Genomic DNA, 17407 nt, shown 5'->3' on the forward strand with positions numbered 1-17407 from the left:
CACGCCGCCGGCCAGCGGAAGCCGGGAACGGGCGCCGCCGTCATTCGACGACGTCGATATTCGACGGCAGCACCGCGTCCCCCTCCTGCCCTTCGATATCCACGTCGTCGAGCACCAGACAGGAGACGTTCTGGGCGATGATGCCCTGACGCGTCATCTCCTCCACACCGCACGCCATGGCGGGCAGGAAGGGCTGGGCGTCGGGCGCGAAGGTGACGTGCACGTGGTGGAAGGCCACGCGTCCGATCTTGCTTTCCGGCAGGCCGGTGATATAGGCCGCCGCGGCATGGCAGTTCGTGGCCTCGATATTGCGGAAGGACAGGGACGCCACATTCGGCGTGCCGTCGTCGACGGGCAGGGGCCCGCGGTTCTGCACGTAATCGCTGGTGCCGTCCGGATCGCAGTAGTAGAACGAGTTGACGACGAAGGGCACCTTCACCTCGTCCATCACGATATGGTCGAATTGGATCGCCTCATACACGCTGTCGCGCCCGCGCCCGCGCCTCGTTTTGATGCGCAGGCCGCGGTCGGTGCGTTCGAACAGGCAGTCGCGGGCGATCAGGCCTTTGATGCCGCCGGCCGCTTCGGAGCCGAGCACGATGGAGCCGTGCCCGTCGTGCATGTGGCACTGTTCGATCACCAGATTGCGGCAGGCGGGGCGCAGTTCCTTCGGCATGGCGATTTTGCCGGATTTGACGGCGATGCAGTCGTCGCCCACGGAGAAATGGCAGCCTTTGATCAGCACGTCGTCGCAGGATTCGGGGTTCAGCCCATCGGTGTTGGGCGAGACCTTGGGGCTTTCGATGGTGAGGTTCAGGAAGCGCAGGTTCCGGCTCAGCACCGGATGGATGTTCCAGCTGGGGCTGTTGCGCACCGTGACGCCGACCAGATCCACCCGTTCGCAGTCGGAGAGGAACACCATGCGCGGGCGTGTGGCGACGCGCATGCGCTTGGCCTCGTACCACCAGTTGTCCTCGTCGTCGTTGGCGCCGCCGTCGATGACGCCGCGGCCGTACACGGTCACGTCGTTCACGCCCAGCCCGGTGAGGATGCCGCAGAACATGGGGAAGGACTCGCCCTCCCATCGGCCCAACGGGAGTTTGTCGCCGCCCGCGTAGCCGGCGCCCGGTTCGCCCTGCACGGTGCCGGGCAGATAGGCGAGGTTCTCTCGGTCGTGCCGGGCGGCGATGGTGGCGCCTTCGGCCAGTTCGAGGGTCAGTCCGCTGGTGAGGAACAGGTTCTTCACCCGGTATTCGCCGGCCGGCACCAGCACGCGCCCGCCTCGGGGGCAGGCCATGATGGCGGCCTGCAGGCTGATGGTGTCGTCGCGCTCCCCGTCGCCGGCCGCGCCGAAATCGCGCACGTCCAACGTGAAGGTCTCCGGTTCGGTGACGAACACGGCGTTGGCCGACTCCACGGTGCCGTCGGCGAGGTCGCGCTCGTAGCGCACGCGGTACGTGGTGTTCGGCTCAAGGCCGTCGAGATAGGTTTCGACCAGATCGGCGGTTCCCCACGAACGGTCGTTGACGATGATGCGCCACTGGGTTCGGGCGCGGTACACCCCGCCGTCATCGGCTTCGACGACGGCGGCCCGCGCGCATTTCCAAACGATGCTCAGTCGCATAGGAACAGCTCCTTGGCGTTGTTGAACGAGACGTTCTCGACCAGCGGCGCGAGGTAGTCGACGTCGTTCGGCACCTCGCCCCGGGCGGCCCAGTCGCCGATCAGCTCGCACAGGATGCGGCGGAAGAACTCGTGCCGGGGGAAGCTCAGGAAAGAGCGGGAGTCGGTGGTCATGCCCACCGCGTTGCCCAGCAGCGAGGTTTCGGCCTGCACCTCCAGCTGCCGGCGGATGCCGGTGCGGGTGTCGTTGAACCACCAGGCGTTGCCCAGCGACAGCCGCTGCTTCATATCGCCTTGGAACGCGCCCATGACGGTGGCGATGGCCATGTAGTCGTTCGGGTTCAGCGAGTAGATGAGCATCTTCGGCACGTCGCCTCCGCGCGCGGCGGCGTCGAGCAGATGATACAGCGGTTCGGCGATGGAACGGTCGTTGATCGCGTCGTATCCGGTGTCGGCGCCGTGGATGCCGAATTCGCGGGTGTTGATGTTGCGCATGGCGTGCAGATGGATCTGCATGGTCCATCCCTTGTCCGAGTACAGACGCATGAGTTGGATCATGAAGGCGGTGCGGTACTGCGACACCTCGAGCGCGGTCAGCTCCCTGCCGGCGCGCGCTTTGGCGAGGATCGCATCAAGTTCGGCCGGCGTGGCCTCGTCGTAGGTCATCAGGTCGGCGGCATGGTCGGCCAGACGCGACCCGTGCTCGTGGAAGAAGTCGATGCGCCGGCTCATCGCGGCGATGAAGTCGTCGAACGAGGAGATGGTCGTGCCGCTGACGGCCTCAAGTCGCTCCACCCATTCGACGAAGCCCTCCTTGTCGGGGTTGAGGGCCTTGTCGGGGCGCATGGCGGGCAGCATGGCGAAGGTGTCGCCCTCACACGCGAACTCCTCGTGGTAGTGCAGATCGTCGACCGGATCGTCGGTGGTGCACACCGTGTCCACGTTCATGCGGCGCAGCAGGGACCTGCGGGAGAATTCCGGGGTGGCGAGCTTGGCGTTGCATTCGTCGAAGATGGCTTTGGCGCTTTTTTCGGTCAGCGTCTCCTCGATGCCGAAGTAGCGGCGCAGTTCCATATGCGTCCACAGATACACCGGGGAGCCGATCGCCTTGTCCATCGTGGTGGCGTAGGCGAGGAATTTCTCCCACGGATCGCCCTCGCCGGTGATCAGCGCTTCGGGCACGCCGTTGGCGCGCATCAGACGCCATTTGTAATGGTCGCCGTAGTTGTTGCCATCGGTGAGCCATGCGGCGACGATATCCGTGAAGCAGGGGTCTTCGACGATCTCCTCGGGATGCAGGTGGCAGTGGTAGTCGACCACGGGCATGGTCGCGGCGTGGGCGTGGAACAGTTCTTGGGCCAGATCGGTGGTCAGCAGGTAGTCGTCGTCCAGGAAATTCATATGCACTCCTTCATGCTGGTTGCGTCGTGCCGTCAGCTTAAGGAGACGGCGGCCGCTTACGCCCGTTTGTTGCCAAACGTTGTGGACGGGGTTCGCCGCCGGCCACATGGATGCCGACCGAACGGCGTCACGCGCCTTCCCCGCCCGGACGGCGGGTGCTCTCGCGTATGATCAGCGAGGTGGGCACGGTGGTGATGTCCTGCGCGGGACGCTCCCCTTTGAGCCGGTCGAAGAGGATGCGCGCCGCACGCGTGCCCATCAGGGCGGGCGACTGGCGGACCGTGGTCAACGTCGGCTGCGAGATCTGCCCGATCAGATCGTTGTCGAATCCCGCGATCGAATAATCCTGTGGGCAGTGCCTGCCCTGTCGCCGCATGGCGGCCATGAAGCCGACGGCCATCAGATCGTTGTGCGCCACGACCATGCCGGTGGGATCGTCAAGGTATTTTCCAGCGAAGGCGAAGCCGCCCTCCACCGTGGGAGCGCCCGGCCATAGTCTGCGCGCGGCGATCCCACGCGCCGCGCAGGCCTGCGAGACGGTATGCCAGCGGAATCCCACCGACCATGAGGTGGCTGGCCCGTCGAGATAGGTGACGCGGTCGAATCCCATGCGTTGGATATGGTCGGCGAGCTGTTCGACACCGTCGTTGATGTCGATGACCACGCTGTCCACGCCGCGCACGATGCGGTTGGCCGAGACGATGGGCCGGGTCTGCGCGCATTTGCGGATCATCGCGTCGGGCATGCGCGACGAGGTGAGGATCGCGCCGTCGACCAGCGGGGCGATGCGGTCGAAGGCGGTGCGTTCCATGGAGGCGCTTTCGCGCGATTCGGCCACGATCAGCGCGTAGTCGTGCGCGTCGCATTCATGCTGCACGGCACGGATCACGTCGGAGAGGAATTGGTTGGCGATATCGGGCACGATGACGGCGATGACGCCGCGGATGCCGCGCAGCGGCACGGTCTGCACCGGTTCGCTGTGGTAGCCCAGTCGGTTGGCCGCGTCGAAGATGATGGTGGCGGTGGCGGCGCTCACACGGTCGGGTCGGGCGAACGCGCGGGAGACGGTGGATGGGGATACGCCGGCCTCCCTCGCCACGTCGCGGATCGTCACCTTGCCCTCGCTCATGCGTATGCTCCCCTCCGCTCGCGCCTTGGTATGCCTCTGAGCATTCATCATAGCGGAAGAAGGCCATGAGGCCGCCACCCGTTGGCACCCGGGTAGCGGCCTCATTGGGAAGGAAGGAACACGCATGACGAAACGGGTTCCACGTTGTTCGAATACGCGGCTTTGGGCCACCCATGCGGCCTGAGGCCCGCGCGTCGGCTCACGCCAATGGCGCGACCAGGGTTCTGATGCCTCCCGCGGCGATCGTCTCGACGTCGTCGGCGACCAGATCCGCCAATCCGTCGATGGCGGTGAGATCCTCGCCCCACAGGGTCGTGTCGGCGAGCGCCCGGACGACGGAGTCCCTTTCGGCGGTCACGCCCGCCAGGCGCGTCGTGACGTCATCGACATCGGCGACGGCGACCTCGACCGGGGCCAGCCGCGCGTAGGAGGCGATCAGGGCGGCGAGGGCGAGAGCGATGCGACGGGGCACGCCACGACCCTGTTCCACGTTGCGGTGCACGATGGGCAGCAGGCGCGCGGTGAACTTCGCCACGGAATTCAAGGCGATGGAGTCGAGCGAATGTTTGACGAAGGGGTTGCGGAACCGTTCGAGCACGGCGTCGGCGAAGCCTTCGAGCTCATCCTCGGGCAGGGTCAGCACGGGGATGATCTCCTCGCGCATCTCGCGTTCGATGAAGGAGCGCAGCTCGTCGTCGTCCATGACCTCGCCCACGGAGCCAAGGCCCGCCAGTCGCGCGACCTGGGCCATGGTGGTGTGAGGGCCGTTGAGCAGGAACACCTTGCGTTCGCGATAGGGACGCACCTGGTCGCAGGTCACCAGATCGATGCCGAGCCGTTTCGCCGGCAGCAGCCGCTCCACCGTGGCTTGGGCCTCGGCGTCGCCGGCGATCACCCACAGGGCGAAGGGTTCGGCTTTGACCATGTTGTCGTCGCGGTAGCCGAGCTCCTCCCACAGCGCTTCGGCGTTGTCGCGCGGATATCCCGGGACGATGCGGTCGACCAGCGTGGAGACGAAAGTGTTCTCGCGCTCGAGCCAGTCGACGAAATCCTCGCTCCAGCCGAAGCGGCGGGCGGTGTCCGTCAGGCAGCGCTTCAGAGCCGGGCCGTTGTCCTCGATCAGCTCGCAGGGTATGATCAGCAGTCCGTCGAGGCCCTGGTCGTAGCGGCGCTTGAGCAGTTGCGCCAGTTTGGCCGGATAGCTTTTCGGCGGCTTGGCGTCCGGCGCGTCCTCGTCGCTGAGCGCGATGCCCGCCTCGGTGGTGTTGGAGACGACGATTTTCAGGTCGGGGTTGTCCGCCAAGGCGAGATAGCCTTCCCAATCCTCATACATGTCGACGGTGGCGCCGATGGAGTCGATCAGCTCGCGGCTGCGGACCTCCCGGCCGTCCTTGAGGCCTTCGAGCATCACCGTGTACAGGCGGTCCTGCGCCTCGAGCTCCTTGACGCGCCCGTGCTCCAACGGTTGGACGATCGCGACATTGCCGTCGAACAGCCCCTCGTCGTTCAGCCGCTGGATGATCCAGTCCACGAACGCACGCAGGAAATTGCCTTCGCCGAACTGGACCACCCTGATCGGACGGTCCGCCGCCCGCGCCGTGGTCAGTCCGCGTTCGAGAGCCATGCCGGCATTGATGGGTTCCATATGAGTTCCTCGTTTCGCTGTGGCGTCCAATCAGGTCGGATCCCAAACCGATACGCCACACCCACGTGGGTTCCCGGCTTGGGATTGATGCCCTCAAGGCTACGGCGAAACGAGTCGGGCCCGTCAACATGTTGCCATGGATTGCAAAGGCCGGCGGCGCAGCTCAGCCGTCCGTCAAGACACGGCGGCCTTGAACGGACGGCTGGGGTCGGCGACGGGATTGGCGGCGGCGTCGACGCGGTCGAACACCACTCCGGCGCAGTCGCACAGTTCGACGCGTCCGCAGCCGCCATCCACGCCGCCCAACGTCACGTCTTTGAACACGATGTCGCGGGCCTCATGGCCGGGCTTGTCGAATCCTTTGACCAGCACGGCCGTGCTGGGATACACGTCGTCCGCGGTCTCGCCCCAATAGCGTCCGAGCGCGTGCAGCCGTTCGAACCGGAAACGCTCGAAATACGGCTGGCCCGGCCCGCTTTCGCCGTCGTCGTTGTAGGAGACCGAATGGATGGTGACCGCCGCGACGGTCGAGTCGCGCACGCTGACGTCGCGCACGTATCCGCCGCGTTTGGCGGTGGCCTTGATATGGATGCCGTACCGCGAGCGCGCGAGGTCGACGTCCCAGATGCGCACGTCCTCGACGCCGCCCGAAATCTCCGAACCTATGGCGATGCCATGGCCACCGAGGGCGGAGCATGAGAATATCCGCACGCGGCGCGTGGGCCGGTTGATGCGGTTGCCTTCCGGATTCTTGCCGGATTTGATGGCCACCATATCGTCGCCGGTGTCGAACGTCGTGTCGAACAGCACGCAGTCCTCGCTGGAATCGGGATCCCATCCGTCGCCGTTCCACACGCCGGACGAGCGGATCGTCGCCCCATGGGTGACGATATGACGCGAATAGACGCAGTGGATGTTCCAGCTGGACCCGTCCTCGAAAACCAGTCCGGCAAGCTCGACGCGCTCGGCGTTGCAAATGGAAATCAGACGACCCCTGACGCGTGCCGGAACGGTGTCCTCGTTCTCGCATGCGGCGATGTAGTCGGCCATGTCGTCGAGCTCTCCGCCCATACGCACGCGTTCGCGGTCGATGGTGGCGCGCATCAGCCGGGCGCCGCCGCCGCGAATCGTCCCCTCCCCCGACAGCCGCACATCATGGGTGGTGCATCCGGCCGTATGGTCAAGCACGCCGACATTGACCAGGCTCGCATAGCATTCGCGCTCCACGCCTTCGAAGCGGCTCCATACGCGCGGCTCGTAATCGCTTGGGTCGACGCTTCCCTGCAGCGTTCCCCCGGCCTTCACATGCAGTTCGCTTTCCGAATGCATGGTGAGGGCCCCGGTGAGGAACACGCCTGCGGGTATGACGACACGGCTGGAGGCGTCGCAATCGTCGAGCGCCTGTTGGATGGCCCGCGTGTTCATCGTCACGCCGTCGCCCACGGCGTTGTATGGCGGGCGAGACACGTCGATGTCGCGTTTGACGGCCTCCGTGCGGAAGCTTCCCCCGGCGAGTCGGATCGCGCTCGCCCCTTCGGGAAAGCATGCGCGCAGCTCCACGTGGTAACGGCGATCGGGAGCGAGCCCTTCGATGGTGGCGAAGGTCCGTGCGACGCGGGCCGCGGGCACGCCGTCGACGAACAGCGTGTACACGGTGCCACGGTCGGCCCGCTCGGGCTTGTCCCAGAACAGGGTCAGCGTGGTGGCGGTGGCGCATGCGTCGAACATGTCGAATCCGTCGGGCATGGTCGTCGTCTCCTTATTGGCATCCTTCATCGTCCATCGCGTGCGTGCCGTCCGCCGTCTAGACGATGCGGTCCTCCCATTTGACCAGCATGGCTTCGAACAGCTCGTCGTCGGTCAGATGGTTCTCCAGATTGAGCAGCGTGGTGATCTTCGCCTCCTCGCGGCTGTAGATGAAGTCGCGCTGCCACTGGTAGAAATGGGGGCCGTCGCCCATGGTGCGCAGGAACGCCATCAGACCGGAGATCACCCACGCGCTTTGCGCGATGTCGGTCAGGCATTCGTTGGCGTAGAAGCCCTGCCATACGCCGTGCTCGCGGCTCAGCATGGCCAGGCGCGCCTTACGGTATTCCCGTCGGGCCAGACCCGCGTACCAGAACGCGTGCTGCCAGTCTCCGTCCAGTCCCCGGCGCAACGCCTTGCACACCAGATGGGCGCCTTTGCAGCAATGCGCGTAGACCCGTGCATGCAGGGCGATGGAATCCTCGAACAATCTTGCCGCCGGTTCGTCCATGACGCCCGCCGCCAGGGTGTTGCGGGTGACGAGCGCGCCGTATCGTTCGGCGCCGCGTACGGCGATCTGGTCGACGGTTTCGATCTGTTCGCCGAAAGACTCGTCTCCGGTGGCCCAGAGCATATCCTCGCAGGTTTCGCCGCGTGCGCGCATGAACTGGGTGATCAGCATGCGCGGGCAATGGTTGAAGTACTGCTCGGCCGCATGCTCGTCCCATCGCGCGCCGAACGGCACGGCCGCGTCGAAGTATTCGCGGTACGCGCGTCCCACCGCCTCGGCGTCGCGCGCGCCGTAATACGTCGTCGTGAACGTCTCCATATGGCGGTCGACGAGGCGTTGGCAGGCCGGGTCGATGGTATTCCGCGCGCAATCGGTGTCGGTGGGGGTCTCCCGCGCGGGCACGCCTTCGCGCCAGAGCGTGGCGATCAGGTCGAGGTAGTAGGCGTGTGGCTTGACGTTCGACGAGTTGACGATCCAGAAATCTCTGCCGCCTCGGGCGAGCACCGTGCCGAGTTCGCGCACGATATGGGCCGGTTGGTTGGGTAATGTGGTGATGTGGTTGGCGGCCTGCAGATCGTAGAAGCTCGCATGGTAGTAGATGCCTTGGGCGCCCTGGTAGGTCGGGTCGGGCATCGCGTCGATGCGCGGATTGTGGTTGTTCTGACGGCGGGTGACCATACGTCCGAAGCCGTTGTCGGACCAGATGGTGATCACGTCGTCCGGCAGATCGAGCACGCCTTTGCGGTACAACTCCAAGGTTTCGCCGTACAGGTACACGCAGCAGCGCGCCTGGGCGTCGGCCTCGAGCACCATCCGTCGTTGGATGCCGATGATCTCGCTCATCAGCGCGCCGCGTTTGGCGTCGGTGTCGTAGGACGGATCGCTGTGCCAGAACGGGGTGTCGCCTTGGCCTCGGAAGCCGACGTTCCAGATCACATGCTGGCCGCGCCGTGATTCGATCGATTCGCGCCACAATCCGATGAACAGGTCCTTATGCTCGTCCCATGAGGGGTTGAGTTCGGGATAGGCGGAGGAGAACAGCCGCGCCCCCAACGGCTCCGCATGGTGTTGGGCGATGCGCAGCCCGCGTTTGGCGGCGGCGCACGCATGATGCGCGGCGTTGTTGCCGGTGCCGGGGATGACCATATTGCCGCCGCAGCGCAGCAGCGCCTCGAACACCATCTGCCACGGCAGGTCGGGATCGTTCTCCAGTTGCCATCCCATCAGTAGCACTTCGTCGTTGACGAACCATCCTCGTTCGGCGACCGCGAACGGCTTCGACGCATAGGCGTAGCCGTCCTGCACTTCGACCGCCCCCACCCGGCCTGGACGCCAGTCCATCCAGAACCACAGATTCGGCACGCCCAACAGTTCGCGGCTGATATGGTACAGGCCGTAGACGAATCCGAGTTCATCGCCGGCGCTGACGCGCAGTTCGGCCGCGCCCGCGGCGACGCGGAACATGCCGTCGGCAAGCGAGGCATCACAGTCGCACACGATGCGGGAGGCCTCCGTGCGGGTCGCGGACGCGTCCGAACACACTGTGGCGAGGTCGCGGCGCAGATCCTCGGCGGCGGCGCGCACCGCGTCGGAGCGGTCGCTCACATCGATGAGGGTGGTGGCGTCAAGTTTCATGTCGGAACACTCCTTGCACAAGGGTGGTGGAAGCGGGTGCCTGAGTCGGAGGTGAAAGCCGTGCCCGGTTTCGCTCAGGCTTCGATTCCGGGCACGACGGTCTTGTTCAGGCGGTCTTGGCCGCCGCGGGGTCGGGGTCGTCGACGATGACGTGGCGTCGCAGCGCGGGCCAGGCGGTGTGGACGCCGATCAGGCCGATCAGGCTGAACCCGATCAGGGGCATCACCCACACGGTGGCGAGCTGCCCCGCCCAGCTGAGCGCTATCAGGGCGAGCGTGGCCGCGAGGGCGAGCAGGCTCTGGGGCAGGCGCACGGACAGCAGCAGCACGCTGTTGGCCAGGAGTTTGCCGACCGGCAGATCGGTGAAGGCGACCATCGGGAAGAGATACATCATGGCGCACGCGTCCAGGACGGCCACGACCAGCAGTAGGCCGGCCGCCATCATGCCCGGCGTGCCGGGGTGGACGCGCGGGTAGAACCACACGCCGAGAAGCGCGGCGGCCAGCACGAGCAGCATGGCCCATCCGGCCAGTGTGGAGCGTTTCCACTCCGTGCGGAACGTCGTGAGGTAGTCGTGGACGGGATAGCAGACCTTGCGCCGGACCAGCAGTCCCGCCACGCGGCTCATGGAGGCCATGGCGCAGGGGATCGTCACGACGGGGACGCAGGTGAGCAGGAACAGCAGGTTGAGGCCGACCAGCCGGGACCAGTGCCATTTGACCACGCAGAGGAGCAGCGCGACGCCTTTGGGATCGCGCTGGCGGTCCGACTCGTGGGACGAGCCGCCGTAGAACAGACCATACAGGTTCAATGCCATAGGAATCACCATGCCTGAAACAGTGAGACGAACGGAAAGGGACGGGCGGGACAAGCCGGGTCCGCACGATGCGGGGAGGGGGTCTTCCGTGGGCGGGAAAGGAGGAGACCCGCCCACGGAAAAGGCTCGGGATGCCTGCCGGTCAGCCCTTGAGGCCGGAGGTGGCCACGCCCTGGACCAGATGCTTCTGGAAGAACAGGAAGATCAGCACGGACGGCAGGATGGAGATCGAGGCCATGGCGAACATGGCGCCGTAGTCCGAGCCCGAGGACGGGTCGGAGAACAGCTTGAGCGCCAGGGACACGGGATACCATTCGGTCTTGTTCACGTACAGCAGGGCCGAGAGGAAGTCGTCCCACCGCCACATGAAGCTGAAGATGCAGCCCGTGACCACGGCCGGGGTGATCAGCGGGACGATCACGCGGAAGAAGATGCCGTAGTAGGAGCATCCGTCGATCTTCGCGGCCTCGTCGAGCGAGCGCGGGATTCCGTCGATGAAGTTCATGATCAGGTAGATGAAGAATCCCTGGATCGCGAAGCAGTAGGGCACAATCAGCGGCAGGTAGCTGTCCGTCCAGCCGAGCTTCTGGTACCAGATGTACTGCGGGACCATGAGCACCTGCGCGGGCAGCATCATGGAGACGAGCATCGCGACGAACAGGATCCTGCGTCCGGGGAACCTCAGCCGGCTCAGCGCGTACGCGGTGATGGCGGAGCTGGCGATGGTGCCGGCGGTGGCGATCACGGCGATGAGCAGGGAGTTGCCCATGAAGCGGACGAATCCGGTGCCCATGAAGCCCTTGAGGCCGTTGACGAAGTTGTCCAGCGTCCATTCGGTGGGGATGAGCTGGCCCGCGGTGGCGAACACCGTGTCGGTGGGCTTGAACGCGGAGAACACCATCCAGATGATCGGGTAGATCATCAGCAGGGCGAACGCCATGACGAACACGTGGTAGACCACGCGGCCGGCGATATGACGCCAGTTGGTCTCGCGGGACGCATGCACGGGCACATCGGCCTTATGAGCGGGGGTGGGGTTGAGGGTCGCGGTTGTCATATCGGTCAGGCCTCCTCGTCATAGACCCAGAAACGCTTGGTAAGGAACAGGAACCCGGTGTACAGGCCCACGATCAGCAGCATGACCCAGGCCAGGGCCGCGCCGTAGCCGGCGTGGTGGCGGGTGAAGGACTCGTCGTACATGTAGACCATGTAGAACAGGGTCGAGTTGCGCGGCTTGCCTTGGGTGATGATGTAGCACTGGGTGAACGCCAGGAAGCCGTTGATCGACTGCATGACCAGGTTGAAGAAGATGGTCGGGGTCAGCAGCGGCAGGGTGATCTTCCAGAACTGGCGGGCCTTCGAGGCGCCGTCCACGCTCGCGGCCTCGTACAATTCGGTCGGGATCTGCTTGAGGGAGGCCAGGAAGATCAGCATGGACGAGCCGAACTGCCATACGCCCAGGATGATCAGGGTCCAGATGGCGGTGGACTCGTTGCCCAGCCACGCGAAGTCGGTCTCCAGGCCGAACATGCCGAGCACCTGGTTGACCACGCCGTCCGCTGCGAACATCTGCTTCCACAGGATCGCCACGGCCACCGAGCCGCCCAGGATCGAGGGCAGATAGTAGGCCGCGCGGTAGAAGCCGGAGACCTTGGAGTTCTTCAGAAGCAGCATGGCCACGAACAGGGCGAACACGAGTCGCAGCGGGGTGGAGACCAGCGCGTAGAAGAAGGTCACGCCCAACGACTTGAAGAACTTGTCGTCCGAGAACATATCGAGGTAGTTCTGTATGCCGATGAACTTCGCCTCGCCGATGATCGAATAGTCGGTGAGCGTGTAGTAGAACGACAGGAGGATCGGCACCAGAAGGAACACGAGGAAACCGATGATGAACGGCAACGCGCACACCACGCCGGAGGTCCTCTCCAAGGTCATGAACCGCGCGAATCTGCCTTGCTTCTTGAACTGCACGCCCGCCTCGCCCAAACGGCGACCGGGAACAGCAGATGCCTGAGACATAGCAAACCTTTCTCTTGCTTGGGATCGGTCAGCGAGGCCTCTCCCCCGTATGGCCAATGCTGGCCACGGTTACATATGTTGGATGGTTGGTGGTCGATGTGGCCTGAGGCCGTGTTCGCCGCAGGCCACATCGAAGATGATCGAACCGTCGGATCCTTGCGGTCGGCCGGTTTAGTAGGCGCCGTTGGCCTCTTCCACGAAGGTCGCCGCGGCGTCCTTGGCGGTGATTGCGCCGTAGAGGATGTTCTCCTCGATTTCGGGAAGGGTCTGGGAGTTGACGGTGGAGGCGGCGGCCGGGGACGGCGGGTTGATGGCCGACGAGTTCGGCGTCACCACATCGTTGAGGAAGGTCGCGATCTCCTGCTCGTCGGCGCTCAGCTGCTCTTCCAGAACGGTCATCATCGCGGAGGAGACGGGCAGGCCTCGGTCGGTGCCCATGGTCGTGACCGCATCCTCGTTGTTGGTGTAGTAGTTGATGAACTCGGCGGCGAGCTGCGGGTTCTCGCAGGACTTGGAGATGGCCCAGAACTGGCCCGGCTTGATGTAGTTGGCCGCGGTCACGTCGGCGGCCGGCCACGGGGCGAGCGCCAGATCGTCATCGGTCAGGGCCTGCATGGCGGGCATCTGCGAAGTGAACTTGAAGGACACCCACGACATGGAGGACGGATCGGAGCCGTAGACCACCGGATCCTGGTCGACGGAGCCGGCCGTGATCTCGGCGAACACCTCGGGGCTGATATGCCAGCCCTCGTTGATGCCCTCCTCATAGACGTCGAAGTAGGGCTCCACATCCTCGGCGGTCACGCCCAGACCCTCGTCCTCGAACAGGGTCTTGCCTTCGCCGCGCATCACGTACTCGAGCAGCTCGGAGGCCTCGTAGTAGCGGAAGTTGGTTTTCACGCCGGTCTTCTCGTAGACCTCCTTGGCGAGGGCCTTGAATTCGTCGAGGTCCATCTCCTCGGGCATTTCGATGCCGGCCTCGTCGAGCAGGGTCTTGTTGTAGATCATGGCCGGCGAGGACGAGCCGGAGGAGATCAGGTACTGGGAGCCGTCCTTCTGGCCGGAGGCGAGAATGGATTCATCGATATTGGTGGTGTCGATGGTGCCGTCCTCGATGTATTCGTCGAGCGGGATGATCAGGCCGTTCTCCACGTACTCGTTGAAGTAGGAGTAGTCCATGGCGATCACGTCGGGCATGCTGTCGCCGGCGGCCGAGGTCGACAGCTTCTGCCAGTAGTCGCTCCATTCGGAGGGCTGGCCGTCGATGCTCACGCCCTCGTTCGCGGCCTCGAACGCCTTGTCGATCGCGTCCTGCTTTTCGTTGCGGTCCTGGTTGCCCCACCAGGCGATGGTCAGGTTCTGCGAGTCGCTTGCGTCGCCGGACTCATTGGAGGACCCGCAGGCGGCCATGGCCATCAGGGTTGCCACGGCGGTGGCGCCGGCGAGGATCTTCTTGATGTTCTTCATCGAACGACCTTTCTTGTTTGGCTGGTGGAACCACTCCGTGCGGTTGTTGGTCGGAGCGGTTCCCGAACACACCACCGTGGTGATGTTCGTTGTATGAAACACTATACACACACTTTCATTTTAATTCCACTTTCTTCCGCGTGTTTTCTGTAAACGATTCCATTTTTCTTTATAAAAAATGCCGACAAACGCCGGCATTTCAATGTTTTTAAGTGCTTTTGCTTATGAAATACGCGCCGCAGCAGTGGAATCCCTTGTGATCAGAATTTCCGGAATCATATGCGACACCGGCTCGAATTCGACGCCCTCGCGCTCGGCGTCCAACAGCTCCGCCAACAACCGCACGGCCTGGGAACCCATACGTTCCTGCCGCACATCGATTGTGGTCATCTGCGGACGGGAGGCGCGCGACAGCACGGAATCATCGATGCCCATCACGCTGATATCCTCCGGAATGGACAATCCCCGTTCAACGAGGCGCGAAACCACGCCGGAGGCCACCAGGTCGTTGAACGCGATCACCGCGGTGACGCCCTCCTCCAGCATCAGCGCATCGCCCGCGTTCACACCGCCGCCGTAGGTGGGCTCGAAGGGCCCGATGGCCACGCATTCAACGCCGAATTCCTCGCATCCCCGCGAAACCGCATCGATACGGGCGCGGTTGCTCCACGAATGCGACAGCCCGGAGATATAGGCGATGCGTTTATGCCCCAGCGAAGCGAGGTGGCGCACCGCCTGCATGATACCCGAACGGTCGTCGATGCAGACATCCGTATACCCCTCGATCTGACGGTTCGCCAGCACGGTGTTGCGCTGGGGGAACAAGCGGCGGATCAGCGTGTCCGAAATACGCGGGGACACCACCACCTGCCCTTCGCAGCTGGACACCACATCGCCGACGGTCCGCTCCACATCGTTGGTCAGCTCGAGATCGGCCACGAACAGACGATATCCCAGAGACTGAGCCTGCGCGAACAGGCCTTTGAACAGATCGGTGAAATAGAAATTGCCGACGTCAGTGACGAACACCGCGATATTCCCCTTGCCGCTTTTCCCCGCGATCAGATCGCGTGCCGCGGCGTTCGGCTTATACCCAAGCCTGTCGGCGGCCTTGCGCACGCGGTCGCGCGTCGCCTGCTTCACCGAACCGTTGTTCAAGGCCCTGGACACCGTGGCGGCGGACACCCCCGCCGCCTGCGCCACATCCTGAATCGTTGCGTCACTCATTGCATCTCGTTTCCATAATCTTCTCGGTCAACCGCAATGCCGAAATCCAGTGTAAGGATTATTGAAACAAAATGCAAACGATTCCACGCCGTGTTGCACCGACACTCGGCTTCAAATCTCCCCACAACGAGTTTCGGCCGCGCCACGCGAAACAAGCCAGCGCGGCGCGGCCGAAACCGCGTATGAGAAAACCGCCTCAGCGGACCTGTTCCACCACGGCGCGGGAATCCTTGCACGCCTGGACGACGGCGGCCCAATCATGGGACTTCTGGGCCTCCGACGGCACAGGGAAGGAACCGCCGATGGCGAACACGTTCTCCAGCGACAGATAATCCCGCGCGTTGGCGAGGCTCACACCACCGGTGGGCAGGAACCTCACATCGGCGAACGGGCCATTCAACGCCTTCAACGTCTTGACTCCCCCATAGGCCTCGGCGGGGAAGAACTTGACATGCCTGAGACCACGGTCGTAGGCCTTCTCCACATCGGAGGGCACGGCGGTGCCGGGCAGCACCAGCACATCGTTCGCGAGGGCCCAATCGACCACGGCCTCGTCGAAACTGGGGGTCACCAACCCGACGCATCCGGCCTCGACGGCGGCCTTGGCCTGGTCGACGTCGTGCACGGTGCCGGCCACCAGCGTGACGCCGGGCACTTCGGCGGCGATCGCCTTCATTCCCTCGATCGCATACGGGGAACGGAAGGTGACCTCCGCGACAGGCACGCCACCCTCCTCAAGGGCGCGGGCCAGCGGCACGGCCTCCTCGACGGAATGCAGGGTGACCAACGGCACGATGCCCAGCTCGCCGAGGTAGGCGATGGTCTCCTCATTGGTTCGTGCGATGCTCATGATTCGATGTCCTTTCCTTTTCCGTATCGATTCGCGTGACGACGTGGCCTCAGAAGGCCCGCCGATGGCCGGCGGTGAACGCCGCGAGCTGATCGGGCGTGGGCAGCCCCTCGTTGTCCGAAACCTGCTGCGTCTGGATGGCGCCCAACGCGCATCCGCGTTCCATACTGTCGGCGAGGGATCCACCCTCCAACAGCGAGGACAGCACTCCGGCGGCGAAACCGTCGCCGGCTCCGACGGTGTCGACCACATGGTCGACGACGAAGCCCGGCACACGGATCTCGACCGACCCGTCGGACGCGTAGGCGCCTCGGGGACCGTCCTTGACGATGACGATTTTCGCGCCGTTGTCCAGAAACGCCTTGGCGGTGTCCTCCACGGTGCTCGCTCCGAACAGCACCTGCCCTTCGCCGATGCCCGGCATCACCAGATCGGCGCGCGCGGCCAGCCGACGCAGCGTGGACTTCATCACGTCCTCGCTCTTCCACAGGGCGGGACGCAGGTTCGGGTCGAAGCTGACGAACGCGCCGTGCGCCCGGGACTGGTCGACCAGCGCATAGGCGGCCTCCAACGTGGAATCGCTCAGCGGCGGAAGGATGCCGGTGATATGGGTCAGGGAGATGCCGGTCCAATCAAGCTTCTCCACGTCGTCGGCGTCAAGCGTCGAAGCCGCCGAATCTTTACGGTAATAGAAGGTTTTCGGATCGCCTTCGCTCACGCGGGACTTCATCATGAAACCGGTGTGGTGTCCGCCGTCCACCCGCACCAGCGAGGTGTCCAAACCATTGGCGCTCAGAAACGCCATGATGCGCTCGCCCAAAGGATCGTCGCCGATTTTGGTCATATACAGCGGGTCCTGACCAAGCCTTTTCAAGCCGATCGCCACATTGAGCTCGGCGCCGGCCACCGAAGCGGCCCACACACCCACCTCGCTGAGCGGCCCTTCCTGGTTGGCGGAGAACAATCCCATGGGCTCGCCGACCAGCAGCACCTTGCCCGGTTTGACACCATTCGCCGTTGTCATCTTTGCCTCTTCCGTACCGGCAACCGGCATCAGAGCGCACTGACCTAGACCCTGGCGAGCAGGGCCGTCCGGTTGTTGATTGATGCGTTCAGGCTACAGCACCGAATGCGGCGGGGAGGAAGATGTTGCCAAGGGTTTCCATGGTCGGGGTCGCACGGCCGTCATGGAGCGGCCGCCCCGTGCGACTTTTCCGCACATGAAACGAACATGGCGTTTCGGATGCGAGAACACGAAAAGGGCGGAGTTTCAACGAAACTCCGCCCGCGATGTTCGTTTGCGCCCAAATTCAGGGTCGCACGAACGTTATTGAGAA

General features: G+C 64.3%; 13 protein-coding genes. All 13 read right to left on the reverse strand.

Features of this window, described 5'->3' with window-relative positions:
• Nucleotides 1–40 precede the first annotated feature (40 nt).
• The 13 genes from BL8807_RS11480 to BL8807_RS11540 all read right to left on the reverse strand — a co-directional run bounded on the left by BL8807_RS11480 (nucleotide 41) and on the right by BL8807_RS11540 (nucleotide 17094).
• Nucleotides 41–1624 carry a glycoside hydrolase family 28 protein gene (locus tag BL8807_RS11480; protein ID WP_072725517.1) on the reverse strand — a complete coding sequence of 528 codons (1584 nt, stop codon included), beginning with the start codon at nucleotides 1622–1624 and terminating at the stop codon, nucleotides 41–43.
• Nucleotides 1615–3024 (reverse strand): glucuronate isomerase, encoded by a 1410-nt coding sequence (gene uxaC / locus BL8807_RS11485; RefSeq protein ID WP_072725520.1) that lies wholly within the window; start codon nucleotides 3022–3024, stop codon nucleotides 1615–1617. The genes BL8807_RS11480 and uxaC overlap by 10 nt, the downstream gene beginning before the upstream one ends.
• A 127-nt stretch (nucleotides 3025–3151) precedes the next feature.
• Nucleotides 3152–4153, reverse strand: coding sequence for a LacI family DNA-binding transcriptional regulator (locus BL8807_RS11490; protein ID WP_072725522.1), 1002 nt, complete (start codon nucleotides 4151–4153; stop codon nucleotides 3152–3154).
• A gap of 199 nt (nucleotides 4154–4352) precedes the next feature.
• Nucleotides 4353–5798, reverse strand: a complete 1446-nt coding sequence (locus BL8807_RS11495) for a tagaturonate reductase (protein ID WP_083570194.1) — start codon at nucleotides 5796–5798, stop codon at nucleotides 4353–4355.
• A 174-nt stretch (nucleotides 5799–5972) separates the two neighbouring features.
• Nucleotides 5973–7544 (reverse strand): glycosyl hydrolase family 28 protein, encoded by a 1572-nt coding sequence (locus BL8807_RS11500; protein ID WP_072725524.1) that lies wholly within the window; start codon nucleotides 7542–7544, stop codon nucleotides 5973–5975.
• A 58-nt stretch (nucleotides 7545–7602) separates the two neighbouring features.
• A complete protein-coding gene (locus BL8807_RS11505; RefSeq protein WP_072725526.1) occupies nucleotides 7603–9690 on the reverse strand; it encodes a glycosyl hydrolase 115 family protein in 2088 nt (695 codons plus the stop codon).
• A 106-nt stretch (nucleotides 9691–9796) separates the two neighbouring features.
• Nucleotides 9797–10507 carry a DUF624 domain-containing protein gene (locus tag BL8807_RS11510; protein ID WP_072725528.1) on the reverse strand — a complete coding sequence of 237 codons (711 nt, stop codon included), beginning with the start codon at nucleotides 10505–10507 and terminating at the stop codon, nucleotides 9797–9799.
• Between the two features lie 142 nt (nucleotides 10508–10649).
• Nucleotides 10650–11564 carry a carbohydrate ABC transporter permease gene (locus tag BL8807_RS11515; protein ID WP_083570197.1) on the reverse strand — a complete coding sequence of 305 codons (915 nt, stop codon included), beginning with the start codon at nucleotides 11562–11564 and terminating at the stop codon, nucleotides 10650–10652.
• Nucleotides 11565–11569: 5 nt separating this feature from the next.
• A complete protein-coding gene (locus BL8807_RS11520; protein WP_083570198.1) occupies nucleotides 11570–12526 on the reverse strand; it encodes a carbohydrate ABC transporter permease in 957 nt (318 codons plus the stop codon).
• Between the two features lie 171 nt (nucleotides 12527–12697).
• A complete protein-coding gene (locus BL8807_RS11525; RefSeq protein WP_072725532.1) occupies nucleotides 12698–13993 on the reverse strand; it encodes an ABC transporter substrate-binding protein in 1296 nt (431 codons plus the stop codon).
• Nucleotides 13994–14215: 222 nt separating this feature from the next.
• Complete coding sequence (locus tag BL8807_RS11530) at nucleotides 14216–15220, reverse strand: LacI family DNA-binding transcriptional regulator (RefSeq protein ID WP_072725534.1); 1005 nt, start codon at nucleotides 15218–15220, stop codon at nucleotides 14216–14218.
• Nucleotides 15221–15416: 196 nt separating this feature from the next.
• Nucleotides 15417–16070 carry a bifunctional 4-hydroxy-2-oxoglutarate aldolase/2-dehydro-3-deoxy-phosphogluconate aldolase gene (eda, locus tag BL8807_RS11535; RefSeq protein ID WP_072725536.1) on the reverse strand — a complete coding sequence of 218 codons (654 nt, stop codon included), beginning with the start codon at nucleotides 16068–16070 and terminating at the stop codon, nucleotides 15417–15419.
• Nucleotides 16071–16119: 49 nt separating this feature from the next.
• Nucleotides 16120–17094 (reverse strand): sugar kinase, encoded by a 975-nt coding sequence (locus BL8807_RS11540; protein WP_072725538.1) that lies wholly within the window; start codon nucleotides 17092–17094, stop codon nucleotides 16120–16122.
• Nucleotides 17095–17407: the final 313 nt, after the last annotated feature.

It is taken from the genome of Bifidobacterium lemurum (assembly GCF_014898175.1).
Classification (GTDB): domain Bacteria; phylum Actinomycetota; class Actinomycetes; order Actinomycetales; family Bifidobacteriaceae; genus Bifidobacterium; species Bifidobacterium lemurum.

What these genes read in the sequence shown, in the direction of transcription:
- BL8807_RS11480 (WP_072725517.1), bottom strand. Translation starts at nt 1,624, where the DNA reads ATGCGACTGAGCATCGTTTGGAAATGCGCGCGGGCCGCCGTCGTCGAA.
- uxaC (WP_072725520.1), bottom strand. Translation starts at nt 3,024, where the DNA reads ATGAATTTCCTGGACGACGACTACCTGCTGACCACCGATCTGGCCCAA.
- BL8807_RS11490 (WP_072725522.1), bottom strand. Translation starts at nt 4,153, where the DNA reads ATGAGCGAGGGCAAGGTGACGATCCGCGACGTGGCGAGGGAGGCCGGC.
- BL8807_RS11495 (WP_083570194.1), bottom strand. Translation starts at nt 5,798, where the DNA reads ATGGAACCCATCAATGCCGGCATGGCTCTCGAACGCGGACTGACCACG.
- BL8807_RS11500 (WP_072725524.1), bottom strand. Translation starts at nt 7,544, where the DNA reads ATGCCCGACGGATTCGACATGTTCGACGCATGCGCCACCGCCACCACG.
- BL8807_RS11505 (WP_072725526.1), bottom strand. Translation starts at nt 9,690, where the DNA reads ATGAAACTTGACGCCACCACCCTCATCGATGTGAGCGACCGCTCCGAC.
- BL8807_RS11510 (WP_072725528.1), bottom strand. Translation starts at nt 10,507, where the DNA reads ATGGCATTGAACCTGTATGGTCTGTTCTACGGCGGCTCGTCCCACGAG.
- BL8807_RS11515 (WP_083570197.1), bottom strand. Translation starts at nt 11,564, where the DNA reads ATGACAACCGCGACCCTCAACCCCACCCCCGCTCATAAGGCCGATGTG.
- BL8807_RS11520 (WP_083570198.1), bottom strand. Translation starts at nt 12,526, where the DNA reads ATGTCTCAGGCATCTGCTGTTCCCGGTCGCCGTTTGGGCGAGGCGGGC.
- BL8807_RS11525 (WP_072725532.1), bottom strand. Translation starts at nt 13,993, where the DNA reads ATGAAGAACATCAAGAAGATCCTCGCCGGCGCCACCGCCGTGGCAACC.
- BL8807_RS11530 (WP_072725534.1), bottom strand. Translation starts at nt 15,220, where the DNA reads ATGAGTGACGCAACGATTCAGGATGTGGCGCAGGCGGCGGGGGTGTCC.
- eda (WP_072725536.1), bottom strand. Translation starts at nt 16,070, where the DNA reads ATGAGCATCGCACGAACCAATGAGGAGACCATCGCCTACCTCGGCGAG.
- BL8807_RS11540 (WP_072725538.1), bottom strand. Translation starts at nt 17,094, where the DNA reads ATGACAACGGCGAATGGTGTCAAACCGGGCAAGGTGCTGCTGGTCGGC.